26 protein-coding genes are annotated in these 26,959 nt (G+C 60.4%); 17 read left to right on the top strand and 9 right to left on the bottom strand.

The window, feature by feature from the left end:
* Positions 1 to 19: 19 nt before the first annotated feature.
* The coding region (locus ACNAZS_RS06955) for a FadR/GntR family transcriptional regulator (RefSeq protein WP_415787589.1) at positions 20 to 822 on the bottom strand (803 nt) is incomplete at its 3' end.
* Positions 823 to 1,104: 282 nt separating this feature from the next.
* On the opposite strand from ACNAZS_RS06955, the gene ACNAZS_RS06950 reads away from it, so the two are divergent.
* From ACNAZS_RS06950 to ACNAZS_RS06910, 9 genes are all read left to right on the top strand, one after another.
* Positions 1,105 to 2,307 (top strand): ABC transporter substrate-binding protein, encoded by a 1,203-nt coding sequence (locus ACNAZS_RS06950; RefSeq protein WP_415787587.1) that lies wholly within the window; start codon positions 1,105 to 1,107, stop codon positions 2,305 to 2,307.
* An 85-nt stretch (positions 2,308 to 2,392) separates the two neighbouring features.
* The gene (locus ACNAZS_RS06945) at positions 2,393 to 3,250 is read left to right on the top strand and encodes a branched-chain amino acid ABC transporter permease (protein WP_415787585.1); all 858 of its coding nucleotides are present in this window, start codon (positions 2,393 to 2,395) and stop codon (positions 3,248 to 3,250) included.
* A 20-nt stretch (positions 3,251 to 3,270) separates the two neighbouring features.
* A complete protein-coding gene (locus ACNAZS_RS06940) occupies positions 3,271 to 4,236 on the top strand; it encodes a branched-chain amino acid ABC transporter permease (RefSeq protein WP_415787583.1) in 966 nt (321 codons plus the stop codon).
* Positions 4,233 to 5,045 carry an ABC transporter ATP-binding protein gene (locus ACNAZS_RS06935; protein WP_415787581.1) on the top strand — a complete coding sequence of 271 codons (813 nt, stop codon included), beginning with the start codon at positions 4,233 to 4,235 and terminating at the stop codon, positions 5,043 to 5,045. The genes ACNAZS_RS06940 and ACNAZS_RS06935 overlap by 4 nt, the downstream gene beginning before the upstream one ends.
* A complete protein-coding gene (locus ACNAZS_RS06930; RefSeq protein ID WP_415787579.1) occupies positions 5,042 to 5,740 on the top strand; it encodes an ABC transporter ATP-binding protein in 699 nt (232 codons plus the stop codon). The genes ACNAZS_RS06935 and ACNAZS_RS06930 overlap by 4 nt, the downstream gene beginning before the upstream one ends.
* A gap of 47 nt (positions 5,741 to 5,787) precedes the next feature.
* Complete coding sequence (locus ACNAZS_RS06925; protein WP_415787577.1) at positions 5,788 to 7,074, top strand: Zn-dependent hydrolase; 1,287 nt, start codon at positions 5,788 to 5,790, stop codon at positions 7,072 to 7,074.
* Positions 7,071 to 8,576 (top strand): M81 family metallopeptidase, encoded by a 1,506-nt coding sequence (locus ACNAZS_RS06920; RefSeq protein ID WP_415787575.1) that lies wholly within the window; start codon positions 7,071 to 7,073, stop codon positions 8,574 to 8,576. Before ACNAZS_RS06925 ends, ACNAZS_RS06920 begins: the two co-directional genes overlap by 4 nt.
* Before the next feature lie 203 nt (positions 8,577 to 8,779).
* A complete protein-coding gene (locus ACNAZS_RS06915; RefSeq protein ID WP_415787573.1) occupies positions 8,780 to 9,205 on the top strand; it encodes a universal stress protein in 426 nt (141 codons plus the stop codon).
* Between the two features lie 63 nt (positions 9,206 to 9,268).
* Complete coding sequence (locus tag ACNAZS_RS06910; RefSeq protein ID WP_415787571.1) at positions 9,269 to 9,661, top strand: VOC family protein; 393 nt, start codon at positions 9,269 to 9,271, stop codon at positions 9,659 to 9,661.
* A gap of 462 nt (positions 9,662 to 10,123) precedes the next feature.
* Here ACNAZS_RS06910 and dksA read toward each other — a convergent pair whose 3' ends face one another.
* Positions 10,124 to 10,585: an RNA polymerase-binding protein DksA gene (gene dksA / locus ACNAZS_RS06905; protein ID WP_415787569.1), complete on the bottom strand. Its 462-nt coding sequence runs from the start codon at positions 10,583 to 10,585 to the stop codon at positions 10,124 to 10,126.
* Positions 10,586 to 10,959: 374 nt separating this feature from the next.
* Between dksA and ACNAZS_RS06900 the strand changes: the two genes are divergently transcribed.
* From ACNAZS_RS06900 to ACNAZS_RS06885, 4 genes are read left to right on the top strand one after another with little or no spacing between them, the layout of a single operon-like run.
* Positions 10,960 to 12,000 carry an ABC transporter substrate-binding protein gene (locus ACNAZS_RS06900; protein WP_415787567.1) on the top strand — a complete coding sequence of 347 codons (1,041 nt, stop codon included), beginning with the start codon at positions 10,960 to 10,962 and terminating at the stop codon, positions 11,998 to 12,000.
* A 4-nt stretch (positions 12,001 to 12,004) separates the two neighbouring features.
* A complete protein-coding gene (locus tag ACNAZS_RS06895) occupies positions 12,005 to 12,775 on the top strand; it encodes an ABC transporter ATP-binding protein (protein WP_415787565.1) in 771 nt (256 codons plus the stop codon).
* Positions 12,772 to 13,665: an ABC transporter permease gene (locus ACNAZS_RS06890; protein ID WP_415787563.1), complete on the top strand. Its 894-nt coding sequence runs from the start codon at positions 12,772 to 12,774 to the stop codon at positions 13,663 to 13,665. The genes ACNAZS_RS06895 and ACNAZS_RS06890 overlap by 4 nt, the downstream gene beginning before the upstream one ends.
* Before the next feature lie 22 nt (positions 13,666 to 13,687).
* Positions 13,688 to 15,370 (top strand): amidohydrolase, encoded by a 1,683-nt coding sequence (locus ACNAZS_RS06885; protein WP_415787561.1) that lies wholly within the window; start codon positions 13,688 to 13,690, stop codon positions 15,368 to 15,370.
* Here the strand turns inward: ACNAZS_RS06885 and ACNAZS_RS06880 are convergent, their stop codons facing one another.
* The 4 genes from ACNAZS_RS06880 to ACNAZS_RS06865 form a co-directional block, all read right to left on the bottom strand.
* A complete protein-coding gene (locus ACNAZS_RS06880) occupies positions 15,371 to 15,706 on the bottom strand; it encodes a 4Fe-4S dicluster domain-containing protein (RefSeq protein WP_415787559.1) in 336 nt (111 codons plus the stop codon).
* Positions 15,703 to 17,334, bottom strand: a complete 1,632-nt coding sequence (locus ACNAZS_RS06875; RefSeq protein WP_415787557.1) for an FAD-dependent oxidoreductase — start codon at positions 17,332 to 17,334, stop codon at positions 15,703 to 15,705. Before ACNAZS_RS06875 ends, ACNAZS_RS06880 begins: the two co-directional genes overlap by 4 nt.
* Positions 17,335 to 17,531: 197 nt before the next feature.
* On the bottom strand, positions 17,532 to 18,494 hold the full coding sequence (locus tag ACNAZS_RS06870; RefSeq protein ID WP_415787555.1) for a tripartite tricarboxylate transporter substrate binding protein: 963 nt from the start codon (positions 18,492 to 18,494) through the stop codon (positions 17,532 to 17,534).
* An 82-nt stretch (positions 18,495 to 18,576) separates the two neighbouring features.
* Positions 18,577 to 19,455: an amidohydrolase family protein gene (locus tag ACNAZS_RS06865; protein ID WP_415787553.1), complete on the bottom strand. Its 879-nt coding sequence runs from the start codon at positions 19,453 to 19,455 to the stop codon at positions 18,577 to 18,579.
* Between the two features lie 160 nt (positions 19,456 to 19,615).
* On the opposite strand from ACNAZS_RS06865, the gene ACNAZS_RS06860 reads away from it, so the two are divergent.
* The 4 genes from ACNAZS_RS06860 to ACNAZS_RS06845 all read left to right on the top strand — a co-directional run bounded on the left by ACNAZS_RS06860 (position 19,616) and on the right by ACNAZS_RS06845 (position 23,631).
* Positions 19,616 to 20,566, top strand: coding sequence for a LysR family transcriptional regulator (locus ACNAZS_RS06860; RefSeq protein ID WP_415787551.1), 951 nt, complete (start codon positions 19,616 to 19,618; stop codon positions 20,564 to 20,566).
* A gap of 152 nt (positions 20,567 to 20,718) precedes the next feature.
* Positions 20,719 to 21,600: an amidohydrolase family protein gene (locus ACNAZS_RS06855; protein ID WP_415787549.1), complete on the top strand. Its 882-nt coding sequence runs from the start codon at positions 20,719 to 20,721 to the stop codon at positions 21,598 to 21,600.
* Between the two features lie 42 nt (positions 21,601 to 21,642).
* Positions 21,643 to 22,635: a Bug family tripartite tricarboxylate transporter substrate binding protein gene (locus ACNAZS_RS06850; protein WP_415787547.1), complete on the top strand. Its 993-nt coding sequence runs from the start codon at positions 21,643 to 21,645 to the stop codon at positions 22,633 to 22,635.
* 12 nt (positions 22,636 to 22,647) lie between these two features.
* A complete protein-coding gene (locus ACNAZS_RS06845; protein ID WP_415787545.1) occupies positions 22,648 to 23,631 on the top strand; it encodes a LysR family transcriptional regulator in 984 nt (327 codons plus the stop codon).
* Here ACNAZS_RS06845 and ACNAZS_RS06840 read toward each other — a convergent pair.
* The 3 genes from ACNAZS_RS06840 to ACNAZS_RS06830 all read right to left on the bottom strand — a co-directional run bounded on the left by ACNAZS_RS06840 (position 23,582) and on the right by ACNAZS_RS06830 (position 26,780).
* On the bottom strand, positions 23,582 to 24,667 hold the full coding sequence (locus tag ACNAZS_RS06840; protein WP_415787543.1) for a 4-oxalomesaconate tautomerase: 1,086 nt from the start codon (positions 24,665 to 24,667) through the stop codon (positions 23,582 to 23,584). The genes ACNAZS_RS06845 and ACNAZS_RS06840 overlap by 50 nt on opposite strands.
* Positions 24,664 to 25,407 carry a PIG-L deacetylase family protein gene (locus tag ACNAZS_RS06835; RefSeq protein ID WP_415787541.1) on the bottom strand — a complete coding sequence of 248 codons (744 nt, stop codon included), beginning with the start codon at positions 25,405 to 25,407 and terminating at the stop codon, positions 24,664 to 24,666. Before ACNAZS_RS06835 ends, ACNAZS_RS06840 begins: the two co-directional genes overlap by 4 nt.
* Positions 25,408 to 25,544: 137 nt before the next feature.
* Positions 25,545 to 26,780: a LysR family transcriptional regulator gene (locus tag ACNAZS_RS06830; protein ID WP_415787539.1), complete on the bottom strand. Its 1,236-nt coding sequence runs from the start codon at positions 26,778 to 26,780 to the stop codon at positions 25,545 to 25,547.
* Positions 26,781 to 26,959: the final 179 nt, after the last annotated feature.

Below are 26,959 nucleotides of genomic sequence, written 5' to 3'. Positions count from 1 at the left end.
CCCCCCGCGCGCCGCGGGNCCCCCCACGGTGCGGCGTGACATTTCCGAGTCCAGGATCAGGCGACCTTTCAACTTGCCGTGCATGCGCGTCACCGACCGCATGCAGTCGTGCATGTGATCGCTCATCAATGTTCGTACGCGCTCGACATCGCGGTTGCGCGCGGCTTGCAGGATCTGCTTGTGAAATTGGGTGTTCGACACGCCAAATTTTTCCTGCTCCTGCGGCGGCATTTCGTTGTCGAACACCGTCAATTGCCGAATCATCTGATTAATCATTTCGCAACTGAACCGCAAGAATGAATTCGGGCAGGCCGCGGCCAGAATGTCGTGAAAGCTGATTTCCTCCTGGCGCTGCGCCAAGGGGTCCTCGACATGCTCGGCCATGGGATCGCAGCACTGGATATTGTGCTCCAGCGCGGCAAAGTGCGCCTCGGTCAAATGCGGGACGGCGCTGGCAATCAACTCCGGCTCCAGCAGTTTGCGCACCTGGTAGATGTCCTCGATGCGCACTTCCTTGAAAAATAGATAGTTCTGCATCAACTGGAACGTGCGATCCAGCGGAACCTCGACCACCATGCCGCCCCCACCCGGTCCGGTGCTGATTTTGATCAACCCCTGCACTTCCAGCGCCTTGAGCGCTTCGCGCATCGTGCTTTTGCTGACAGCGAACAGGCTCTGCAGTTCGCTTTCGCGCGGTAGTCTGTCGCCGGGCAACAGATTCTTGGCAGTAATCAACCGCTTGATTTCTTCGGCGACCAGATCGCTGCGCTTAGGCTGGCCTATCGCTGCCACGGACCGCATCTCCTGACTGTCGAATTCCATAACGATCCTTTGACCTCCGGGTCACGCTGTTGTCGCCCGCGGGGTGACCCCGGCACGAACCCAAGGGTTAAACCTGATATTCACATTCTTGACACTGATTACTGCCCTGCACGATGATCATATTAATCCTATTTATCATGATAAATAGGATTGCAGCACAACGTCAGGGGGAACGCCAAGTCCGCCGCGAGTCAGAGTTCGTTGTACAAGAATGTGCGCGACACGCGCTCATCAACGTCTATATGCCGCAGCCCACGCATGCCGCGGCCAAGGAGAAATATCTTGAATCGCCGTAACCTCTTGAAGATGGCCGCGTTGAGCGCCGTGCCGGGGTCTTTGTGGGCCGCCCGCTCCGCGTTTGCACAATCCGCCAACGCCATTCAGTTCGCCTGCCCGGTGCCCATGTCGGGGGCATTCGCCGCCAACGGCAAGTTCGCCGACCTAGGCATGAAACTCGCATTGGAACAATACGGCAAGGCGCTGGATCGCCCGTTGGCCTATACCGTGCTGGACACGGAAGGCAAGCCAGCCACGGCGGTGCGCAAGGTCCAGGAGATCGCGCAACAAAAAGGTGCCAAATTCTGGGCCGGCGGCATCCTGTCTTCCGAATCCCTGGCGATGGGCAAGGAAGCCCAAAAAGCCAACGCCGTATTCATCACCACCGCCGGCGCGGACGAAATCACCGGCAAGGACTGCAATCACGCCACGTTCCGCTGGTCGGTACCCACTTTTGGCGCCATCGAACAGACCGTGCGTCCCCTACTGGCCGAAAAGCCCGAGGCCAAGCGCTGGTACACCATCACACCGCAATATGTGTTTGGCGAAGGCCTGCTTAACGCGGCCAAGGCGATCTTCGAGGAAAAAGGCATCGAACACGTGGGCAACAGCTATCACTCGTTGAACGAAAAGGAGTTCAGCGGCTATCTGACCAATGCCATGGCCGCCAAGCCCGATGTACTGTTGATCCTGAACTTTGGATCGCAATCGTCCGACACACTGCGCCAAGCGGTCAACTTTGGCATGAAGCAGAACTGCACCATCCTGGTCGCGTGGGCATCGGGCCTGGAACAATTCGAAAGCCTGGGCGCCGACCTGTGCGAGGGCGTGTACTTTGGCGCCCAATATTGGCACGGCATCGACTCCCCGCTAAACAAGGACCTGGTCAAGCTGACGCAATCCAAGCTGAAGATGAATCCCAACTACAGCCTGGCCGGTTCGTATATCTGCACACGTATCATGCTGGACGCCATCGTCAAGGCCAACAGCGACGACCCCGGGAAAGTCATCGCACAAATGGAAGGCATGCGTTATGACGGTCTGACGGGCACCGAGGAAATCCGCAAGGAAGACCATCAAGTGCTGAAGAACTACTACCTGCTAAAAGGCAAGGCCAAGTCCGCCATGAAAGACAAGGACGATTACGCGGATATTGTTCATTCCGGACAATCGTTCTTGCCCGTCAGCAAAACCGGCTGCAAGATCTGATGCGCGTACGCCGCGATGCGCCTGACATGAGGCGCCGCGGCGGCTTTCGTCTGCGGACGTTCCTTCTCCTCTGCACGCACCATTCATGAACGTATATTTGCTTCAGATCGTCAATGGAATCGGCGTGGGTATGCTGTACTTCCTGCTGGCGGTCGGTCTGTCCATCATTTTCGGATTGTTGCGCTTCGTCAATTTCGCGCATGGTTCGTTTTATCTGCTGGGCGCCTATTTCTGTTTCCAGGCCATTCAATGGGGCTTGAGTTTCTGGGTCGCACTAGCGGTCGTACCGCTGCTCGTGGGCGCCTGTGCCTGGATCGTCGAAAAAGTGCTGTTGCGGCATGTGTACGCACAAGCCCATGAATTCCATATCCTGGTCACCGTCGGTCTGGCTCTGGTGCTGCAAGAAGTCATCATCGTGATCTGGGGGCCGCTTGGCGACAACGTTGCGGTGCCGGCGGCGTTCCAAGGCGTCGTGATGTGGGGCAGTTTCATTTATCCCAAATACCGCTTGTTTGTCATCGGTTTCACCGCCGTGTTCGCATTGCTGCTGTGGTACGTACTCGAAGGCACACGGCTGGGCAGCGCCGTGCGCGCGGGCAGCGAATCGACCGAAATGGTGTCCCTGCTGGGCATCAACGTTTTCCGTGTCTTTAGCCTGGTGTTCGCGCTGGGAGCCGCTACCGCGGCGCTGGCTGGCGTACTGGCCGCACCCATACGTGGCGTTGAGCCATTCATGGGTATCGAAGCCTTAGCGATTGCCTTCGTCATTGTCGTGGTGGGCGGCATGGGCAGTTTTTCGGGTGCGCTAGTGGGTGGCCTGCTGATCGGTATCGTGCAAAGTGTCATGAGCACATTGTGGCCCGAAGGCGCCCGCCTGATGATCTACGTGGCCATGGCCTTGGTGTTGCTGTTGCGGCCGCACGGCCTGCTAGGGAGAGGTTGATGGTCCGCTTGAAATCCCACATGCAACTCGTACTGGCGCTGCTCGTCGCGATCGCGCTACCGTTGTGCATGCAGTCCGGGTCGCTGGCGACCGAAGTCCTGATCTACGCCATGGCCGTGCTGGGCTGCAATCTGCTGCTGGGCTTTACCGGTCTGCTGTCGTTCGGACAAGGTATTTTCTTTGGATTGGGTAGTTACACGGTCGGCATCCTGCTGACGCGCTTCGCGCTGCCCATGCCGCTGGCGCTGGCGGCCGCCGTCGTGGTGGGCGCCCTGGCCGCCGCCCTGGTGGGCTGGTTCGCCATACGCCAACGCGGCGCGTATTTCGTCATGCTGACACTGGCCTTTGCGCAGATGTTTTATTTCCTGGCCTATAGCTTGCCCGACCTGACGGGTGGCGACAACGGCCTGCTCGATGTGCCCCGTCCGCCGTTGTCAGTGGCGGGCGTGGAACTCATGTCGCTGGTGTCGCCTTGGCAGTTCTATACCTTTGTGGCGGTGTGTTTCCTGATCCTGTTCTGGCTGTTGTTGCGCGTGACGAATTCCGTGTTTGGCCGCACGTTGCTGGCCATACGCGATAACGAAGCGCGCGCCGCGGCGGTGGGCTATAACGTGCGGCTGTTCAAGCTGGCGGCCTTTGCGATCTCCGGCGCGGTTACCGCCCTGGCGGGTGCATTCCTGGCCATGATGACCGGCATCGCCCCGCTGTCCAGCATCGAATACCATACCAGCGAGATGATCCTGGTCATGACCGTGATCGGTGGCACCGGCAATCTGTTCGCATCGGTACTGGGCGCGGCGTTCTATGTACTGTTTTCGGACTGGCTGTCCACGTTATGGCCGCGTTGGCTGATGCTGCTGGGCTTCTTGTTGATCGCCGTCAGCCTCTTCATGCAAAAAGGATTGTGGGGCCTGGGTGAACGCATCTGGCTGGCGCTGCGCCGCGGGCCAACTGCGAGCGATGCCGCAAAGGAGAAACGCGCATGACGACGCACGACATCCCGGCCACCGCCACTGCGTCCGCCGCGGCCCACCAACCCCTGCTGCACGCACGCGGCATCATCAAGCGGTTTGGTAAATTCGTCGCGTTACATGGTGTGGACTTGCAGGTTTATCCGCGCACCGTACATTCCGTGATCGGTCCCAACGGGGCGGGCAAGACGACCTTGTTCCACACGCTAACCGGCACGTTGCGTGCCAGCGAAGGCAGCGTTGTGTTCGATGGCCGCGACGTCACGCAGGAAGCCGACCATCAGCGCGTGCAGCACGGCATAGCCCGTTCGTTTCAGGTCACCAGCCTCTTCATGAATCTATCGGTACGTGAAAACCTGCGCCTGGCCGCCCAAGGCGTGCACCGCTCGGGCGCGTTCGACTGTTGGCATCCACCGTCGGGCGCACGCGCGCATACCGACGTCGTCGACACGTCGATGGAGCGCATGGGCCTGACACGTCAAGCAAACCTTGCCGCGGGCACGCTGTCGCACGGCCAGCAACGACGACTCGAGGTAAGCATGGCGCTGGCGAGCAAACCGCGGGCCGTGTTCCTGGACGAACCCACGTCCGGCATGGGGATCGACGATATTGATGAAATGAAGCACCTGATCCGCAGCCTGCGCGACGACCATACCGTGGTACTGATCGAACACAATATGAACATCGTGATGGATATCTCGGACACGATCACCGTCATGCAGCAAGGCCGCATCCTGGTCGAAGGAAAACCCAATGACATCCGTAACGATGAACGCGTGCGCGCGGCGTACCTGGGCAACATGATTACCGGGGGCCGCGCATGACCTTGCAGATCGACGCCATCCACAGCTATTACGGTAAAAGCCATATCCTGCAAGGGGTCTCGCTAACAGTGCCCGAGGGTTCCGTGGTCACGCTGCTTGGCCGCAACGGCGCGGGGAAATCTACCACGCTCAAATCAATCGCTGGCGTGATTGCGCCCCAGACCGGAAAGATCCGCTTGAACGACCGTGATATTACGGGCCTGCCCGCGCATAAGATCGCCGCGATGGGCGTCTGCCTGGTGCCGGAACATCGCGGTATTTTCAAGTTGCTGACGGTCGAGGAAAACCTCAAACTGGGCGCACGCCGCCAATCCCCCTGGCAACTGAACGATATTTACCAGATTTTTCCGCGCCTGAAAGAGCGACGCCGTAATGGCGGCGGGCAATTGTCCGGCGGCGAACAGCAAATGCTGTCTATCGGCCGGGCCTTGATGAATCATCCGCGCGTGCTTATGCTGGACGAACCTGTCGAAGGCCTGGCGCCGGTGATCGTGGAAGAAATCGTGGCGCAGATCAAGCTCATCAAACAAGCCGGTGTCACTATTTTGCTGGTTGAGCAAAACCTGGAAGTCTGCACGCAACTAGCGGACCAGCACTTCATCATAGAACAGGGCACCATTGTCTACGAGGGCACCAATGCTGCCTTCCTGGCCGATGACGACGTCAAGGATCGTTACCTGGGCGTAGGCGTCTAGCGCGATCACCGCGCGGAAACTATACAAGACTCACGGAGGAACCCATCATGGAAATGAACACGCTGGAAGCCGTCAGCGCGCTGCGCGTAAACGGAGAGCGTCTGTGGAATTCACTGATGAAGCTGGCGCAGATCGGCGCCACCGACAAGGGCGGCGTCTGCCGCCTGGCGCTGACCGACCTGGACCGCCAGGGCCGCGACCTCGTATCGTCCTGGGCCCGCGACCTGGGCTGCACCGTGCGCGTGGACGCTATTGGCAACATATTCATGCGTCGCGCCGGCTTGCGCGACGAGCTGCCTCCGGTCATGACCGGCAGTCACATCGACACGCAACCTACCGGCGGAAAATTCGACGGTAACTACGGTGTACTGTCCGGCATTGAGGTATTGCGCACGCTACGCGATCACGGCATCGAAACCGAAGCTCCCCTGGAGGTCGTGATATGGACCAACGAAGAGGGATCGCGTTACGTGCCCGTCATGATGGGATCGGGCGTGTATGCCGGCGCCTTTACGCTGGATCATGCGCTGGATGCGACCGATCGCGATGGAATATCGGTGCGACAGGCGCTGAACGACATAGGCTATGCGGGTACGGAACCCATAGGCGGGCGTGATGTCAGTGCGTATTTCGAAGCGCATATCGAACAGGGACCGATCCTGGAAGCGCGAAACATCACTATCGGCGCCGTCCAGGGCGCGTTGGGCCAGCGTTGGTACGACATCACCATCACCGGCCAAGAGGCTCACGCCGGCCCCACACCCATGGAACTGCGCCGAGACGCATTACTGGTGGCCGCCGAGGTGATACGCGCGGTAAATCGCATTGCGCTCGATCACGCCCCTCATGGCCGCGGCACCGTGGGGTGCCTGGATAACTTTCCGAATTCTCGCAACGTCATTCCCGGCCGCGTCGGCCTGACCGTGGACCTGCGCGCGGCCGATGACGCCACATTGGACAGCATGGCCGCCGCATTGGCGCGCACATTACAGGAACTGACCTTGCCGGGCAAAATCGAGATTGAGTCGAAAGAAGTGGTGTATTTCCCGCCACAACCGTTCGAGCCCGGCTTAGTCCAGGCCATCCGCGATGGCGCGGCCACGCTGGGCCTGGATCACCTGGACGTCATCAGCGGTGCGGGACACGACGCCGTATACATGGCACGCGTCACGCCGACAGCCATGATTTTCGTGCCGTGCAAGGATGGCATCAGCCATAACGAAATCGAAGACGCCCAGCCCGACCACCTGGAGGCGGGTTGCAACGTGCTGCTGCACGCGATGTTGCGTTGCTGCGGCGAAATCCGAACCCAAGCAGCAAAGGTTTCCGCATGAAAGTATTGATCGCACGCATGAACCACGAGACCAACACTTTCTCGCCGGTTCCGACCCCATTGTCGTCGTTCGGCAACGACGGCCCTACCTACGACACGGCCGCATACGAAGAAAACAAAGGCAAGCGCACGGCCATGTCGGCATTCATCGACCTGGCCGAAGCACGCGACGCCGAGCTGGTTACTCCTGTTTCGGCCACGGCCTATCCCAGCGGCCGCGTGGACGCGCAGGCCTATCAGCAGATCTGCGATCGCATCGTGGCGGCGGCGCCGGGTTGCGACGCCATCCTGCTGGATCTGCATGGCGCCATGGCTGTTGAAACCACCGACGATGGCGAAGGCGATCTGCTGGAGCGCGTGCGGGCCGCAGCCCCCAACGCACCGATCGCGGTGGCGCTGGATCTGCATGCGAACGTGACGCAAAAGATGGTGGATAACGCCAACGTCATCGTCAGCTTCAAGACGTATCCGCATATTGACATGTACGAGACCGGTGATCATGCGGGTCGCCTGTTGTTCGCGAGTTTGGAAGGAAAGTACAAGCCCGTGCTGGCATGGCGCAGCCTGCCGCTCGTGTCGCATACGCTGCGCAGCAACACCGCCGATGGCGCCATGCGTGACGCCGTGCAAGCCGCGCGCGATGCCGAGGCCGCTGGCGCGCTGGGTGTTTCTATCTTGGCGGGATTTGGCCTGGCCGACATCCCTAACCCGTGCTTAAGCGTCGTCGTGGTTGGCGATGGCGACGCCGCGGTTGCGGATCGCGTGGCCGCCCAGATTGCTGCATCTATCTGGGCCAATCGTGACGGGTTCCTATACGACAGCGAGCCGTTGGCACAATCACTGGCACGCGCCAAATCGTTAGCTGAAACAGCCGACAAACCCGTGTTGCTACTGGATCACGGCGATAACTGCATGAGCGGCGGCACCTGCGACACCATGGATGTACTGATGGCCGCGCTGGACGTCGGCCTGACCGGCATCTACGCCGGACTATATTGCGATCCCGAGGCCGTGGAGATTCTGTCCGAAGCGGGCGTGGGCGCCACAGTCGAATTGCCCGTGGGTAACAAGCGTCCCATCGCGGAAATCGGCCGCGACACGCCGCCGGTCACGTTGCGCGGCACCGTGCGCGCCGTCACCAACGGCGAATACGTGATTTCAGGCCCCACCTATACCGGACAGCGGGTCAGCATGGGCCGCAGCGCCGTGCTGGACATTGGCGCGGCGCAACTGGTGTTGACCGAACGCACGCATGAACCCTGGGACCTGGGCGTGTTCCGCAGCATGGGGCTGGAACCCACGCAGGCCAAATTCATTCTGGTGAAATCACGTATGTATTGCCGACCGGTGTTCGTGCCGATTTCGTCCGCGCTGATCGAATGCGACAGCCCGGGCGTGACCAGTTCGGACTGGTCGCTGTTCGACTTCAAGAAACGCGTTAAACCCTTGTTCCCGTTGGAACCCCTGGCTGTGGATGCATATGACCCTGTACGAGGGCGTTGACGGCCCAGCGCGTATAGCCGCCGCGGGACTCGCGGCACGGCATTTGCGTGCCTTACCATAACCGTTGTACCCCACGCCATAGTTTGCTAAAGATCCCTTCTTAGCCAACTCCTACGCTACGGCTATCGTGTCGCCGGGTACTCTGGTTTAAGCGCGAATGGCACATTCAGAGCGTGCCATTCCACCTCTGCAAGGAGTTGATTATGAACAAAATCCTCGTTCCTATCGACGGCTCCGAGTGCTCTATGCACGCACTGCAGACAGCCATTGCCATGGCAGGCCTGCGCCAAGATACCGAACTGCACTTATTAACCGTGGCTTTTCCCATTGTCTCAGGCCACGCCAAGATGTTTCTCGACCAAAAAGTCGTCGAAGATTACTACAACGACGAGGGCGAAAAAGCTCAGGCCGGCGCGAAAAGCGTCGCTGAAAAATCAGGGGTTAAATTCGTAACTACGATCAAGGTGGGCCAGTCTGCCCAAACCATCACCGATTTCGCGCGCGAGCAGCAATGCTCCCAAATTGTCATGGGCACGCGCGGTCTTAGTGCTTTACCCGGCATATTATTGGGGTCGGTCGCCAGCAAGGTTATCCACCTCGCCGACGTGCCTGTCACGCTCGTGAAATAAGCATAGCGTTCGCGATCGTCAACGCTGGTCGAGTTACTTCAAAACCGTGGGAGGAACCCTATTATGTTTTCACATGTATGCGTCGGCGTCACCGATTTCGATCGTGCCTTGAATTTCTACGAGCGGCTGTTTGCCGTATTGGGAATAGAGCGACGATACTATGACGCGAACGTGCCCTGGGCAGGTTGGCATTCTGCCGGGGGCAATCGTCCTCATTTCATGATCAGCAAACCGTTCAACGACAGCCCGCACAATGCCGGCAATGGGCAGATGTCGGCCTTTCTCGCGTCGTCTCGCGAGCAGGTTCGTCAAGCACATGCCGCCGCACTGGCTGCAGGTGGAACTTGCGAAGGTGAACCGGGTTTGAGGCCGCACTACCACGCGAACTATTTCGGTGCGTATTTCCGCGATCCCGACGGCAATAAGTTGTGCGTGGTGTGCCACCAGCCTGAGTAGACGTGAGCGATCTTTGCATCCGAACGACGCACATCCGATAGCTAACCACTTGCAGAGTCCGCCCGGACTTAAACGTCAATGCGCGATGCGCGTTACAACGCGCTGGTGAAAATGTCATCCCTCGCTCAAGTCCTCCAAGATGCGGCGCCCCGCTTCTCGGGCCTCGTCTTCGGTGGGGAAGTCCTCCTCAGAATAATCAATTCGGCCACGCGTGCCAGGGGATTCGAGTGTAGTAATACACCATCGATATCGTCCTGCGTTCTCGACAACGTCGAAACCGTACCTCTGATCGCTTGCCATGAGTGCTGCCCTCGTGGATTCAGTTTCCCATCGTACCCCACCCCTCACGGGACGGTTCGGAATAAACACCCGGCCGACGGGTGGCCGTTATTGAAACGATAGAGATCCCCCGGCGGCGCTCGTCAGCCTGGGATCAATAGCAAACGGCCAGCCTGGCATGAGTCAACGCGGCCTCGCCTGCCCCACCTCAACCCGTTCATGGCGTTCCTGCGCTTCGATACACAACTCCGCAGTGGGACGAGCCAACAACCGGCCTAGGCCGATAGGCTCGCCACTATCCCGACACCATCCATAGGTTCCATCCTGGATACGCTCGAGCGCATGGTCGACCTTGCGCAATTGTTTGTATTCTCGATCGCGCAGCCGCAGTTCCAAAGTGTGCTCTTCTTCAATGGATGCAGCGTCAGCGGGATCGGCATGCGCTTCATCTTCTTTGAGTCGGCTCTGCAAGGCGTAGGCCGACGCTAGTAATTCCGCGCGCGACTGAGCTAAAAGAACACGGAAAAACTGTAATTGGCGTTCTGACATGTAGTCGCTTTTGGGCGCTTTCAGCAGCGTCGCCAGGGTCACTGGCTGACCGACCTTTGCCAGAACATTGGCATGCTCAGCGGATGGAATTTTCATGACTGCTCCCACAATTGGGGGCATCTGCCGGCCGGCCAATACGACGCCAGCCCTCACAGTTACAGGAATAGTGATACACCTAGGTGAGGACTGCGGCCCAGCACATGCACACTAACACTCAGCATACGCCTATGGTGTGAAGATAACGAGATTTTCGGTCTATGCCAGATTGCAACTTGTAATCTCGCTCTACTCGCCTCGTTCGACGTGAACAAGCATGGCTATGAGCCGCATTACGATCTGATGCGCCCCCAAAGATGATCGACCGCAGCGACATCCCATGCACAAGCATATACCCAGATATTCTTTGTCCCTGCCTCGCACGTTCCCTACCATGACCAAAGGTTATTCAACTCAGTCTCGGGTCAAGCATCATGGGTTCGTCCGCCAACAACACCTCCATCAATCTATCACGCCGCCGCGTGCTTCAGTTCGGTGCCGCCGCCGTTAGCACCGTCGCCCTACCGGGCCTGTCCCTCGCGCAAACACGTGAGCAAGCCACCTTAGCATCAGGCAGTGCTGGGTATACGTGGGCGTTGCCTTTTGTCGCGGAAGGTGCCGGCTATTGGAAAGCAAACAACGTAGACCTGAGGGTCCTGGACTTCCCCACGGGACGCGACTCGATGCAGGCGCTGCTGGCCGGCTCCGCCAATTTCTCCACTACCACGGACACCCCTCTCGTCTTCGCGGTTCTGCGGGGGTTGAAGCCCAGTATCCTGGCCAACTTCAGTCGCTATTCCTACGACATGAAGATCGTGGCGCGCGAAGGCAGTGGCATCGTGGCCGACCAGCCCGCCAGTATCAAGGGTAAGAAGATCGGCACGCCCGCTGGCACATCAGGCCAATATGCTTTGGCCAAGTATCTGGAATTTGCCAAACTTTCCACCAGCGACGTCCAACAAGTCAATCTCGCTCCCACTGATCTTATCGGTGCACTGGTACGCGACGATATTGACGCGTTTTCCTGGACCGCGGTTGCCGGCAAAGCCGCCATCCGCCAAAGCGGTGGCAAGGCATTCGTATTAACTCAGGATGGCTATGAAAAATTCTTCCGTAGCCATCAGTTGTTGTTGGTCAACCAGAATACGTTGGAAACACGCCAACCCCTGGTGAAAGATGCGATTGCGGCTTTGCTCGCCGCCGAAAGGCGGATGGCACAAGACCCCACATGGCCAGCCCTGATCGCTTCACGCATCCGCAGCACACCGGAGGAAGTCAAGGAAGCGACAGCCGTATTCGAGTTCAAGCTCGGTTTCGACAAAAGCTTTCTTGACGATCTTGTCACGCAGGCGAAGTGGGCCATCGACGCCAAGCTGGCGCCTGCGCCAGCAGGCGATCTGCGTGCCCTGTTTCGCGCGGTGATCGAGACCGCGCCGCTTCAGGCCGCCGCGCCAGATCGTGTGACACTGGCCTAACCGCATGGGTACGCTCATCGAATTCCAACGGGTCTCGCAATTCTTTCCAACGCGAGGCGACGTTCCAGCGCAGGCGCTGCAAGAGGTGTCGCTGGATGTACGCGCGGGGGAATTCGTCTGCCTGATTGGACCTTCGGGATGCGGCAAGACCACGCTTCTTCATCTACTTGCAGGGTTCCTGCAGCCGACCGAGGGCAAGGTGCGGTTTAACGACCAGACGGTGCGTGAACCGGGACCGGAACGAGGCGTGGTGTTCCAGGAATACGCCCTCTTTCCCTGGATGACGGCGCGCCAAAACGTGGAATTCGGCTTACGCGCGCAGGCCGTACCGACAACGCAAAGACGGAATCGCGCGTTGTTGGCCTTGACGCGTGTCGGACTAGAAGCCGCCGCAGATCGATATCCACACGAATTATCCGGTGGCATGCGCCAGCGCATCGCGGTGGCACGCTCGCTGGTCGTGGAACCCAAAGTGTTGTTGATGGATGAGCCGTTCGCAGCTGTCGACGCTATGACACGCAGCACGCTGCAGAAAGACTTGTTGCGCCTTTGGCAAGAAACCGGCGTCTCGGTGTTGTTCGTGACCCACAATATCGACGAGGCCATTTTCCTGGCGCAGCGGGTGGTGGTCATGGCGCCGCACCCGGGCACAATCAGTGCCGATTTTTCAGTGAATCTCGGCTATCCGCGCCAGCGCGGATCCCTCGATTTCGCGAACTACTACAACCGCATCGAGACTGCATTGGCAGCCGGTGCATTCAGGCAAGTTGCATGACATCTGCAGCCTTAAAACGCGTCCCGCAGTCAGATTCCACGCATGGGGTCTATGATGCACATCCGACAATCCACTCAAGCGACGTGGGCCAGCGCTTTCAACAGGAACATCGCAGACTCGCACGCAGCAAGCGTCGGCACCGCGTGATACTCAATATCGCCGGTCTGGTCTTCTTTCTGCTGGCCTGGGAGGCGATCCCGCATCTATCTTCGTGGATGAACCCGGCACTTTTCCCTCCACCATCACGGGTATTTACCGCTGCCTTGCCGCTTATCGCTTCTGGCGAACTGGCCACACATATTTCTGCGAGTCTTATGCGTGCGACATCAGGATTCTCCATCGCGCTGGTGCTTGGCATCACAGCGGGATTCCTGACGGCGCGCATAGAAACCCTGCATCATCTCAGTGAGCCGGTACTGCACGGGTTCAGATCAGTGCCATCGCTGGCGGTAGTACCACTGGCGGTACTGTGGTTTGGCATCGGGGAATTACCCAAGATCGCGCTGATTGCCTGGGGTGCTTTCTTTCCCATCTGGATCACGACCTTTATCGGCGTACGAGACACTAACATCGTGTATCTACGATCTGCAGCGGCGCTGGGAGCTAGCCGTGTGCGCACGCTCTTCCTGGTTATTCTTCCTGCTGCGCTGCCATTTATCCTGGCAGGTGTCAGGCAAGCCATTGCCGTGTCGCTGATCGTGCTGGTTGCTGCCGAACTATCTGGCTCGAACGCGGGCATTGCCTACATGATGTCCTTGGGTCATCAGTTGTTCCAGGTCGAGATCATGTTTATCGGGCTGGTGTTATTGGGTGCATTCGGTTTTGTGGCTGACCGACTTTTTGTATGGGTCGTGAAACGCCTGTTCCCTTGGTACCAGAGCGCATCCTGATTCGTCAGATTTGTACATAGTTATGTCACTCCCCATGCCGCGCACGCTGGTGTTGCACAACGCTCGCATCCATACCTTTCACGATGCCTACCCGCGCGCACATGCCATCGCGATCGTCGACGGTCGTGTCGCGGCCTATGACAACGCGGCATTAACTACCGCCACCTCGAATGACCAGGCACAGGTCATTGATCTGCAAGGCGCCTGCGTCATCCCTGGCATTAATGACGCGCACGCACACATGGAACGTGAGGGCCTGAAAACCTTGCGCCCCTCGTTGGCCCATGCACGTACAGTCGAAGATGTGCTCCAGGTCATACGTGAACAAGCAAGGATCACGCCCCCAGGGGTTTACATCGTCACTATGCCCGTGGGTACACCTCCTTATTTCTTTGGGGGCGCCGCCCAACTGGCCGAAAGTCGCTTGCCCACTCGCCAGGAACTAGATGCAGCCGCGCCCGAGCACCCGGTCTACATCCCCGCCCCTTTCGGTAATTGGGGCAAGCCACCAGGCACTGCGGCGCTAAACAGCCTGGCCCTGCAGCGCAATGGCCTGACACCTGCCTCGCAGCCGACCTGTGCCGGCATCGAGATCGGTAAGGACGCCTCCGGGGGATTGAGCGGGATCATTGTGGAGCGCAATACACGCCCCGCCGTGGAATTCGATCTGTTGCCGGACATTCCGCGCTTCGGGTTTGCCGAGCGGTTAAAAGGCTTGCGCATATCGCAAAAAATGTATCACGCGAAAGGCACCACTAGCATCTACGAAGGTCACGGCAGTGCACCCGAAACTATTTCGATCTATCGCAAACTTTGGGAAGAAGGAGACCTGACGATGCGCACGGGGTTGGTGGTCAGTCCGACGTGGGGCAATCTGCCCGAGGCGGCCCGCGCCATGCGCGACTGGCTGGCCGCCGCCCGTGGTCGCGGACTGGGAGACCCGTCGTTTCGGATTAGCGGCATCCACATCGCCTACGGAGGCGATCCCCTAGTTGCCTGCTGTGCGCGCGCCAATCTGCCCGACACCGGCTGGTCAGGTTTTGTGGAACAGGCCGTTACGCCGTCGGATTTTAAGGCGCTGTGCCTTCTGGCGGCCGAGCACGATCTGCGCGTCAATGTGATTGTCTCGGACAAGCTTCACGAGATCCTGCCCGTCCTGCTGGCCGTCGATAAGAAATTTCCGCTGGCGGGAAAACGTTGGGTATTGCAGCACATTGCCCGGGCGCGCGTGGAAGATCTTCAGGCGCTGAAGGCTTTGGGGGTGCTAATCACCACCATCCCCACGTACTTCCTATGGAAAGGTGGTGCCGCTTATCTGGACGAGGCGGATGGAGGTGACAGCGTGGTGGCACACGCCACCATGCTTGAACTTGGACTAGACCTTGCACTTGCGACCGACAACATCCCTTACGATCCCTTTTTCACGCTATGGGTGGCGGGGGCTCGCCAAGAAAGAGTCACGGGCCAGGTGATCGGTAGCCATCAAACCCTGTCCGCAGATGCTGCCTTGCGTGCTTTCACCATCGCGGGCGCGCGACTGACATTTGACGAACATTGGAAAGGTCCGCTGGCGCCCGGCTTTGCGGGTGACCTCGCCGTTCTTGATCGGGATCCGATGACACTTTCGGTCAATGCCTGGCGTGATATCCAATGCACGATGACAGTCGTTGGTGGACGAATCGTGCACGGCACTGACAGTACTTGACTACTTCTTAGGCCCGCCACCCAGCAACTTGAACGAATCATCCACCGCACGCAGACTCCGGGTCTCACGGTGCCAACCGATCTGTCGACGATAGCTCCCCAGCAGGCCCGCATCGACGAGTTCAGTTTCGTCCACCACGGTCGGCCCGTCGGCATTGGGCGAGACATACATGGCGTCCTCCGGACACCACGCCTCGCACATGAAGCAGGTTTGACAGGCATCCTGCCGTGCAATGATCGGCGCGGCACCTTCAACGATATCGAATACATTGACCGGGCAGACACGCACGCAGATATTGCAGGCGGTGCAGCGGGTGTCGCTGATGAGTTCTATCATGCTGCCAACATTTGTTTTGCCGCAGGAATTTCCCGCGCGCTTACCGGGAGCGGCTGTACCCACACCTCGTCCAGACCACCCGAGATCAAGTGGTGATACTGCGCTGCGTCCTGCTCGAGAAAATCATAGCGTTTATGCATGCCACGCGTTTCACGACGCGCCAACGCACTGCGATACATCCAACGTGCCGTGGCCAGCATGGCAGCAGCCTCACGTGTAGCGAGCAAAGATATGCTATCCGGCGCCGCGGTACCTGCCAGCGATCGCCACTGCGCATCCAGCCGCGCGATGGAAGGCTCAAGCACATCGGCGTGGCGGAAGTAATTGCGCTCGAACGGCATGACCTCGTTCTGTACCCCGCGGGTCAGCGCGGCGGCATCAGCGGGACGTACGCCGGTGCCGCGCAGGCCCGCACGACCGGCCCCCACCGCCGTCCGAGCTACCCCACGCCCTCGCACTTCGATCGCATGCGCTGCCGCCGCTTCCCCCGCCCATGATCCTGATGAAATCGCCCAGGCAGCGTTATGACTGCCCCCGCCGGTAAAACCACCGCAGATCGGCTCGCGCGTGGCGGCGTCACCCGCCGCATAGAGCCCTACAACAGAGGTCGCACAGTCAGGGCCCATAAGACGCAACCCACCTGTCCCGCGCACGGTGCCTTCCAAACGCAACGTCACCGAAAACCGCTGCGTGAAAGGATCGATCCCATTGCGGTCAAACGGGAGAAAGAAATTAGGTTGGGCGGCACGCATGGCGCGCGCAGTCGCTTCATCTGCCTGATCCAGGCGTGCATAAACTTTTTGGCGCAACAGTTCACGAGCGATGACCGAACGGCCACCTTTGGACGCCGCACCCGGAATCACCACACCTTCGCCGTCTGTAAATGTGGCCCAGTTGTAGAACAGCGTCTTGGTGATCGACCCAAATTCCGGCGCAATTCCATAGGCATTGGAAAACTCCATGCCCGACATCTCGGCACCCAGTTCGGCAGCAATCAGCAGGCCATCGCCGGTGAGCACGTTACAGCCCAACGCACGACTCAAGAACGCGCAGCCCCCGGTCGCAATCACCACGGCGCCTGCGCGCACCGACCACACGCGCCCGCGCTGGCGATCGATGCCCGCAGCACCCGCCACGGCACCGTGCTCGTCACGCAACAGCTCAAGAACCGGGCTGTGATCCAGAATCTTGGCGCCCGCACTTTTTACCTGCTTGCGCATCAAGCGCATGTATTCCGGACCCTGCAGGGAGTTTCGGCGCGACTGCCCTGTTGGATCTTGTGGGAAAGGATAGCCCCAGTCGGCAAGCGTGTTGATGCCATCCCAGGTCCGGTCGAGCACACGGCTCATCCAGCCATGATCGGAGAGCCGGCCACCCATATCGTAGCGGCTAGCCATGGCGAGTTCCCGTTTGTGCGGATCGGGATCTACATACCAGACCGCCGTACCGGCGGCCGCGGTCGCACCAGACGAACCGCAATAACCCTTGTCGACCAAGATGACGCTGGCACCGCGTTGTGCCGCATTGACTGCGGCCCATGTACCCGCGGGCCCACCGCCTATGACGAGGACATCGGCTTCATAGCCTGCTGTGGCGCTGCCTTGTGGCGTAGATGTGTTCGAAGTCATGGATCTCTTCCCTGATGACATGCAAGGTAAAGATCGATGGTAGATGCCGTGACCCCGATAACGAACGATGCATTCGTGATTTACAAATCACCTGCGCTGTGGCTGTGGTCGCTGGCTTAGTCAGGCTGGGTGTTCGCTCATCGGATGACGGCAGCCCGTTCGCCATATCGGTCAGCCAATATGCCCGGTAGGCTGTTCTATTTTTCAGCGATATCGGCGTCCTTAATAATGCCGGGCCACTGCGCGAATTCGTGGTTCATCAAGGCATCGAGGTCGGCGGCAGAGCCGCCGATTGGACGTGTACCACCTTCTTGCAGCTTGGCCGACACCATCGGATCCTGTACGGCCTGCATGAATGCCTGCTCCAGACGGGTGCGCACGGCGGGCGGCACGCCCGCTGGCGAAACAATGCCTATCCAATAAGTGGACTCGAAGCCCGGATAGCCCGACTCAGCAACCGTGGGTACGTCGGGCAACTGGGGCATCCGCTGTGCACTGGTCACAGCATACAGCTTCAACCTGCCGGCATCGACGAACCCCTTGGCAGTGATGTAGGCATCGGCCTTGATCTGGTACACGCCACCCACCAAATCAGCCAATGCGGGCGCCGCACCCCGATAGGGGATATGTACCATGTCCAGCCCGGCTGCGTGCCTAAACAACTCCATCGACAAATGCGGGAAGGTCCCCGAGCCGGCACTACCATACGAGACTCTGTGGGTCTTGGCGTAGGCCACGAATTCCCCCAGGGTATTGGCGGGCACCGATGGATGAGCCACCATCAGGCCCGGCATGTCCCCCACCAGTGAGATAGAAGTAAAGTCTTTCCGGGTATCGTAGGGCAGCTTCTTGTAGATGGATGGATTGGCCGTATGCGAGGTAGTGACCATCAACAACGTGTAGCCGTCGGCCTCCGATTTCGCCACGTACTCCGACGCGATCATGCCACCCGCCCCTGCACGGTTCTCGACCACCACAGGCTGGCCCAACCGTTGGGCCACCTGGGCGGCGACCAGGCGTCCGACCAGATCGGTGCTGCCACCGGGCGAAAAGGGCACCACCAGATGCAAGGGTCGATCGGGAAACGTCTGCCCGTAAACGGCAGTGGTCAGCAGGGCCGCGCCAAGCAGGGCCTGCAGCTTGCAGAAAGCGCTACGCATGACAAGTCTCCTGGGCAAGCGCCGCAACGCCTGCCTTGTTATGAAAGGCCAGACACGTGCCCAGCCACTACGTGGGGCCGGTCTAGCCCCGAGCGGGCGCGCCGTACAGCGCATTGGGATTGGTAACCAGGATGCGCTCACGGTCGGCCGCATCCGGCGCCCAGTCGGCCAGCAGGTCGAATAGTTCACCGTCATTCGGCATGCCTCGCCCCACCATGTTCACGTGCGGCCAGTCCGAGCCCCACACCATGCGCTCGGGTGCATGGCGAATCAGTGTCCGTGCAATGGGCGTGACCTCAGCGTAAGGCAGGTCGCCCTTGGCGCAACGCATGGGGCCAGACAGCTTGATCCAGACTCGCCCGGTATCGAGCATTTTCAGCACGGTCTTCAGCGCGGGTTGGTCCGCGCCCTTGGCCGCGGGAATACTGGCGAAATGATCCAGCACGATCTTGCTGCTGCGTAGCGCCAACAGCGACTCGGCGTACTCAATAATGTCTTCGCCGTGAGGATAGAAGTGCACCGGCCAGCCTATGTTCTCGGCCTGCGCGGCCATGTCGGGCAAAATCTGCGGCAAGTTCGAAGCGCGCCGGGCGCTGACAAAACGCACACCTCTGACGCCGAATTTATCCAAGCGTGCGAACTCTTCGTCGGGCAAGGTATCTGGTGGCAAAATGACTCCTACGAACCGTTGCGGAAAGCGTCGCAGCACATCCAGCAGGTAACGATAGTCGCGGCCATAGCCACCGCCGCTGACCACCACCGCACGAGCCAAGCCCAGCGTGTCGAGCAGCTTGATCGCGGTTTCGGGCAAGGCTTCGCCCGACACATACGGGCTGTCCGGATCAAAGGGATACTGATCCGCCGGGCCGAACAGGTGGATCTGGCAGTCCCATCCGCCAGGAGGCACCGTGGTGGCCGGTGTCCTGGGTGAGGCATCCGGCGCGGGAGTCAAGTACGGCATGGCGTGTCTCCGTTATATAGGTATCAAGTTGCCGTAGTATGGTGGCGCTGCGCACGCGCTGGGAAATGCCTTCTAGGCCAGTAAGATGCTTTTTTCTTATGTCTGCCGCTGTCGTGCGAGTGCGCCGTGGCACCGCAGCGATCGCCTGACCGGAGTCACCATGGACCTACGCCAGCTGGAATATTTCGTGCACGTCGCCGAACTGGGCAGTTTCACCAAGGCCGCGGCCATACTTGATGTGGCGCAACCTGCGCTCAGCCGGCAAGTGCGCAGCCTGGAGATCGAACTGCGGCAGACCTTGTTGTATCGCAATGGCCGCGGCGTCAATCCCACCGAGGCCGGCCAGCGTCTATTGGTGCACGGGCGTGGCATTCTGATGCAGGTGGAACGCGCACGACAAGAGGTCGAGGACGTGCGCGGCGCGCCCATCGGTCGTGTCGTAGTGGGTGTACCTTACTCGGTGGGTCGCCTGATCACCGCCCCGCTAGTTACCGAGTTCAAGCGCGCCTTTCCGCAGGCCTCACTGTCAATGACCGAAGGGCTGACGGTGCACCTGTGTGAATGGCTGTTGTCCGGCCGCATCGACATCGCGCTGCTGCACGACCCGGTACCATCACCAGAGCTCGAGATTATCCCGCTGCGTGAAGACCCACTTTTCCTGGTCGAGCGACGCGGAACGGCCCCAGGGCTGCGTGGCTCCGTGCCAATGAGGCACTTGGCCAATGTACCGCTGATCATCCCCAGCCGCCCGCATCCGCTGCGCATGCAAGTCGAGACCCGGCTGGCCAACATCGGCAAGAAGCCACGCATTGCATTGGAAATCGATGCGGTTGGCGCGATTGTCGATCTGGTCGACCAAGGCCTGGGGCAAGCCATCGTTACGCTTAACGCTTTGCTTATTTCCCGTGCCGCACCGGCATTGTCTGCGCGGCGCATTATCTCGCCGCGCATGACCAGCGTGCTGGCGCTGGCCACCTCGACCGAGCGGCCCGGCACCACGCTGGCACGCCACACCGCCGCACTGATCCGCGACTTTCTGCCGCGCATCATGGCCGAGGCCGAGAAAGCCTCGCCGCTGTTGCAGCAGCACACCCGCACGCCCTGCCTTTGACGATCTCTTGCTCAGGCGGATGACGTGCAGACTGGCAGTGATATTCCTGTTTCTCATAACAGCTAGATCAGAAATGCCATTTCGGTATCAAAGCGCAGCGATTAGCATTCGAGCACTGCGCGAGCAGCCGCAGCCGTTGCAAGGAGTCCCGCATGCTGATTACCGATACCCAGGTGCATTTCTGGGAGGCCCATCGCGCCGACCAACCCTGGCCCGCCGAAGAAATCGGCAAGAAAACCTTTGTCGCCGTTCCCGGTGCCCGACCGCACCGCGAGGCGCCGTTGCTGGCCGAAGAATTTCTGCCCATCATGAACGCCGCCGGCGTGGCGCGGGCCATCATCGTGCCTCCCTCGCCCGTGGGCGACAGCAACATCACCGCACTGCGCGAGGCGCAGCGCCACCCTTCGCGGCTGGCCATCATGGGCCGTTTCAATCCCGATGCGGACGATGCATGCTCGCGACTGGAACAGTGGCTTGAACAGCCACAGATGCTGGGCATCCGGATGACCTTCCATAAGCCCAAATGGCGCGGCTGGCTGGAGCCCGGCGTACTGGACTGGTATTGGTCTGCCTGCGAGCGCATGGGCATTGCATTGATGCTGTTTGTGCCGGGTGCGGTAGACAAGATTGCACCCATCGCACAGCGTTACCCGGGCCTGACCATTGTGCTCGATCACATGGCACGAGAAAGCCAATTGCGCGACGATGCCTGCTTTGCCGACCTGGACCGGCTGTTGGCTCTGGCGCGGCTGCCAAACGTCTACGTAAAGATGTCGGCCGCGCCTTGCTACAGCAGCGAGCCCTATCCGTTCCAAAACATTCAACCGTACCTGCGGCGCATCTATGACGCCTTTGGCCCGCGGCGAAGCATGTGGGGCTCGGACTTCACCCGCCTGCCCTGCACCTATCAGGAATGCGTGGATCACTTCCGTCTAGCCCTGAATTTCATTGACCCCGAAGACCTGGAATGGGTTATGGGCAAGACCGCGGCACAGGTACTGCGCTGGCCCGAGGCGGCCGCGCTGCGCGGCTGATATTCGGCGCAGACCGTTCAATCGAATCACAGGAGACCCACTATGAAAGCCATATCCATCCGCACGTTGATCCCGGCGCTGGCCGCCGTGGGCGTACTTGCGCTGGCATTACAGCCCGCTTGCGTCCAGGCACAGGATGCTTACCCCAGCAAGCCGATCCATTTGGTGGTGCCGTTTCCGCCAGGCGGCGCTGTCGACATCCTGGGCCGCCTGATAGGCCAACACTTAAGTGAACAACTGCACCAGTCTGTTGTCGTAGAAAACCGTGCGGGTGCCAACGGAACCATTGCCTACGAATACACCGCCAAATCTGCGCCTGACGGCTATACCATCCTGATCGGCAGCAACGGGTTGGCAACCAACACCTCGCTATATCCCAATCGCACTTTCTCGGAACTGGAGTCGCTGGCCCCCATTGCCAAACTTGGCTCGTCGCCCCTGATCATGGTGGTGCCGGCCAACTCTCCCTATCAGACGCTGAAAGATGTCACCGATGCGGCCAAGGCCGATCCCGCCAAGATTTCGTATGCGTCGGCCGGCAGCGGCAGTTCGGCCCACCTAGGGTCGGAAATGCTGAAATCGGTCACCGGCACGGACATGCTGCATATCCCGTACAAGGGCGGCGCGCCGGCCATCGTCGACCTGACTGCCGGGCGAGTGTCATTCATGCTGCTCGACCCCCTGCAGGCGCTGCCCCAGATCGAATCGAAACGGTTACGGCCGATCATGGTGGCCGACCCCGCGCGCCTGCCGCTTATCCCGTCTGTACCGTCGGCCGTCGATGCCGGCTATCCTAAACTGGAGGCTTCGGTATGGTGGGGCTTCGTGGCCCCAAAAGATACGCCTCAACCCATCATCGAGGCGCTGAACAAGCAGATCAACGCGGCGTTGACCAAGCCCGACGTACGCGAGAGATTGTCTGCCATGGGCGTCAGGGAGGCATCCGGTTCTCCGGATGATTTCGGCACCTTCCTGCACGACCAGGCCGCCACCTGGGGCGCATTGATCAAATCGGCCCACATCACGAACGAATAAGCCTTTCGGCGCATGGCAACGCACGGCCGCCAGCGGCCGCTGCGCGTGCTACCGTACGGCATGCAGATTGACTTCCTGGGCATGCAAGCATTTCTGGCAATTGCCGAGCATGGCAGTTTCCAGCAAGCCGCCTTGCATCTGAACCTGTCGCAAACCGCGGTCAGCCATCGCATCCGCAAGCTGGAAGACAGTCTGGGCGTGATGCTGGTGGCGCGCACGACGCGCGACGTGACGCTTACCGATGCCGGCAGAGCGCTACTGCCACGCGTGCGCAGCGCCATGCGCGAACTGGCCCTGTCTTACGAAACCGTGCGCCAGCACCGCAGCACCGCGCCAAAATGGTTGGCGTTCGCCTGCCTGCCGACGCTGGCCGCGCAGCGCATATCGCCAGTGTTGCGGCATTTTTCCAGTGTGTACCCTGAGCTGGCAATACGTGTCTTCGATAGCTCTATCAGCGAGATCGCCGAATTGGTCGAATCCGGTGTCGCCGCATTCGGTGTGTCGATCACCACGCCAGCTCGCCCGGCACTCGCCATCGAGCCCTTCACTGAAGAGCCGTTCATGCTGGCGTGCCCCGCTGGCCACCACCTGGCACAGCTGGCGTCAGTAACCTGGGACCAACTGGCGGGCGAACCCCTCATTCGCATCAGCCTGTCGGCGGGCAACAGCACCACCATCGACGATGCACTGGGCGAACGGCGGCTGGGCTTGCGCTGGATCTACGAAGCGCAGCACACTGCCGTGGCACTCAACTTCGTGGAGGCAGGCTTGGGGCTGACAGTAGCGCCGGCATTATCGATGCGCGCGTCGGCCGGCATTGTCGTCAAGCCACTGGATCAGCCGCGCATCACGCGCAAACTAGCGATCATTACCCGCCATGGCGCCGTCTTGACACCCCCCGCAGCCACCTTGCGCGACCTGATCGTGCAGACACTGACCAACTCCGCTAGCGCCCCGCCCACAACGATCCCGGCACCCGCACCCGGCCATCCATGATCAGCGCGGCCGTGCGCAACAGCGCCGCACGTACCGTATCCTCGGGTTGGTCCGCGCTGTCTTTCTCCAGATCTACCGTGAACTCGCCAGTCGGATGTTCGATGACCAGGCGTCGGGCCAGCCCGTCGGGCACCTGCGCAATTCCTTGCGTCACCGAACCGGGCAATACCGCCGCCGTCGCCACGCTGACCGCCCCCAGCACGCCGATGGAAGCATGCACTCGGTGCGGGATAAAGGTGCGTGTGCAGACCGCGCCACCCGCGCGCGGCCGCGACACAAGGGTCATTTTCGGAACCGTGCGCTGCGCGACGTTGCCCAAGTTCATCATGGATCCGGCCTGCAGCCGGATGGCTTCTATCCGCGACCTGAGTGTCGCATCGGTTTCCAGCGTGTCGCGGTCTTCGTAACCGGAAATGCCGAAGTCGGCAGCGCGCAGCAATACCACCGGCATACCATTGTCGATGCAAGTCACCGCTACGCCATCGATCTCATCGCGCGCGCGGCCGGTGGGCAGCAGCGCACCGCAGGTCGATCCAGCAGTATCACGGAACTCGATAGGCACCGCAGCCGCGGTGCCGGGCACACCATCGATTCGCGCATCACCCTCATAGTTGACCTGTCCATTGGGCGTACTGACGTCAGCCACCGCGATTTGCCCCGTATTGACCATATGGATGGCCACGCGTGTGCGCTTACCCTGGATGGCCACCAGCCCGCGTTCGATCGCGAAAGGTGCCACGCCGGCCAGGATATTGCCGCAATTCTGTCCGTAATCCACGCGCGGTTCATTCACCAGCACTTGCGCGAACAGGTAATCGATATCGGCATCTGCTCGCTCGGAAACATTGACGATGGCGATCTTGCTAGTCAAGGGATCGGCGCCGCCCAGGCCATCTATCTGGCGTGGATCTGGCGATCCCATGACTCGCAGCAACACCCGATCGCGCAACGTCGCATCGGCGGGCAGATCATCGCGCAGGAAGTACACGCCCTTGGACGTGCCACCGCGCATGACGGCGCAAGCGATGGATGTCATGCCAGATTCTCTGGAACGGTGGGTGTCAGGCGCATATACGCCTCGGCGTACTTGATGTTGCGCGCCGCGGTGATGCCGATGTTTCGCTTGGCCTGTACGCCGCGCTGCAGCGCAACCCGCGTGTAGTATTCCCACAGGTGCTCTTGCCCCGCCATGGCCTCGATCGCCTGCCGCTTGGTGTCCCACACCTCGGTGATATCCAGAAAGGTATTGGGGATCCAGCCGCATTGCTCGGTCTGGTGAGGTTCGAAGGCCAGCACGTGCGGCGCGCCGATGATGCCGGCGCCGGGCTCGTAGCCTTCGGCCTGCGCGATAATGCGGGCCTCTTGCGCAACGCGCATCGCCAATGGGTGATCGTAGTTGTACGGGTCTTGCTCGGAATGGCTCAACACAAAACTGGGCTGCAGCTCGCGGTACACATCGGCCAGGCGGAACAGCGCCTCATCCGGGACGCGCAGCGGATAGTCGCCCAGGTCAAAAAATTCGATCTCGGCGCCCAGGATATCGGCGGCGACCTGCGCCTCTTCCCGCCGCGCCGCCTTGACACTGGACTCGGTCATGCCCCCCTTGCGCCACAGCTTGGCCGACTCGCCGCGCTCACCGAACGACAGGCACACCACTTTCATGCGAAAACCCTGCTTCACGTGCAAGGCAATGGCTCCGGCCGCGCGCCACACGAAATCGGCAGAATGCGCGCTGACAATCAGCCCGGTTTTCTGGGAAAGGGGGGAAGAAGACATGAATACTCCAGCGGAAAGGGTCCAATGTAGACCAGGATAACGTAGCCCGTAGCTTCGCCCCACCGTGGTAATCCCGCCAATGACTATCGCCGCCGAAGCGATGAGTTCTTTTTATATCCTGCCGTGATCGTGTTAGGTCAGGCGGCAGCGGCGGTCTGCCGCAATGCAACAAGAAACGCCGTCATCGCGGGCGACGGCTCGCTGTCACGCAAATACGCCAAGCCGATACGCCGTTGCGTATGCGGCACCGACACAGGTACCGGTACGACCCGCAAGATGCCCTGCTGCAGTTCCTGCTGCACCTGGCGAGTCGACAACAAGGCCATTCGGTCGCTGGACAGCAGCAAGGCACGGACAATGGATGGGCTGTTCGCTTGGACCGCGACCTGAGGCGGCTCGACGCCTTCGGCGCGAAATGCCCGCTCAAACGCGCCCCGCGACGGCGTGCCCGCCAGAGGTAACACCCACGGTTCGTCGCACAATTCGCGCAGACTGGTTAGTGTGCCGCGCCGTAACACGGGATGATGGGCACGCACCACCACATTCAATGAATCGGTGAACAGCGGCTCGTGCCGCGCGTAGGGTTCCTGGTCGTCGGCGCGCAACGCGCCCACAATGACATTGACCTCGGCGCAGCGCAGACCATAGCTCAGCGTCGCATAGGTACCGTCGATGATGCTGATGCTTAAGTCCGGATGCGCCCGCAAGGTACGATCCACCGCGCCAGGTACCAGGTAGCCGCTGGACAGCGGCAGCGCGCCGATGACCAGTTGCCCGTTCAGGCGCCCGCGCATCGATGCCAGCTCTTCGCCGGCCACACGGATCTCGGCCAGTGCCAGCTTGGCATGCCGCAACAGCGTTTCACCAGCGTCGGTCAGGCGCGTGCCGCGGCCCGACCGCACGAAGAGCGCCACGGCGGCCAGCTCCTCCAGTTGGCGCAAGGTGCGGTTTAGCGCGGGCTGTGTCACCCGGACCATCGCCGCGGCCGCCGACTCGCCGCCATGGCGCGCAATAGCCACCAGCGCACACAGCATGCGCTCGGTAATCACCTCGCCCAGACGTCCAGACCGGACGACCCCGCGCGACCCGTCGGCCGAAGACCGGATCTCGGATTCGGCCAGTTGCAATTCCCGCAAGGCCCGCTGCGCGCGCCGCCATACCAGTTCGCCCGCTTCGGTCAGCGTCATACCCTTGGTCGTGCGCTCGAACAAAGCCGTGCCCAGCGTGTCCTCGAGTTGCTGCACGGCACGCGATACAGCAGGCTGCGACAGGTGTATCACCTGGGCCGCGCGATGTACGTTGCCGTGCTGCGCAACGGCCTCGAACGCTCGCAATTTATGCAACGGCACAATCCCTGGATAGGCATGCTTCATCGGGGCTCTGGCGGGTTTGTTGGGGAAAGATCATGATACGCCGGCGTCATATATGAACGCCCCGCATCAATCGGGACAAACAATTCATTTGTCATGACCTTCCCGCATACCTAGACTGCGGGCAGTCCACACCGATGGACATGGCGGCATTGCCACGCCGCCTGATACTCACAACGAGG

It is taken from the genome of Bordetella tumulicola (assembly GCF_965138755.1).
GTDB classification, from domain to species: Bacteria; Pseudomonadota; Gammaproteobacteria; order Burkholderiales; family Burkholderiaceae_B; genus Bordetella_A; species Bordetella_A tumulicola.
This window is presented reverse-complemented; position numbering and strand designations above follow the sequence as displayed.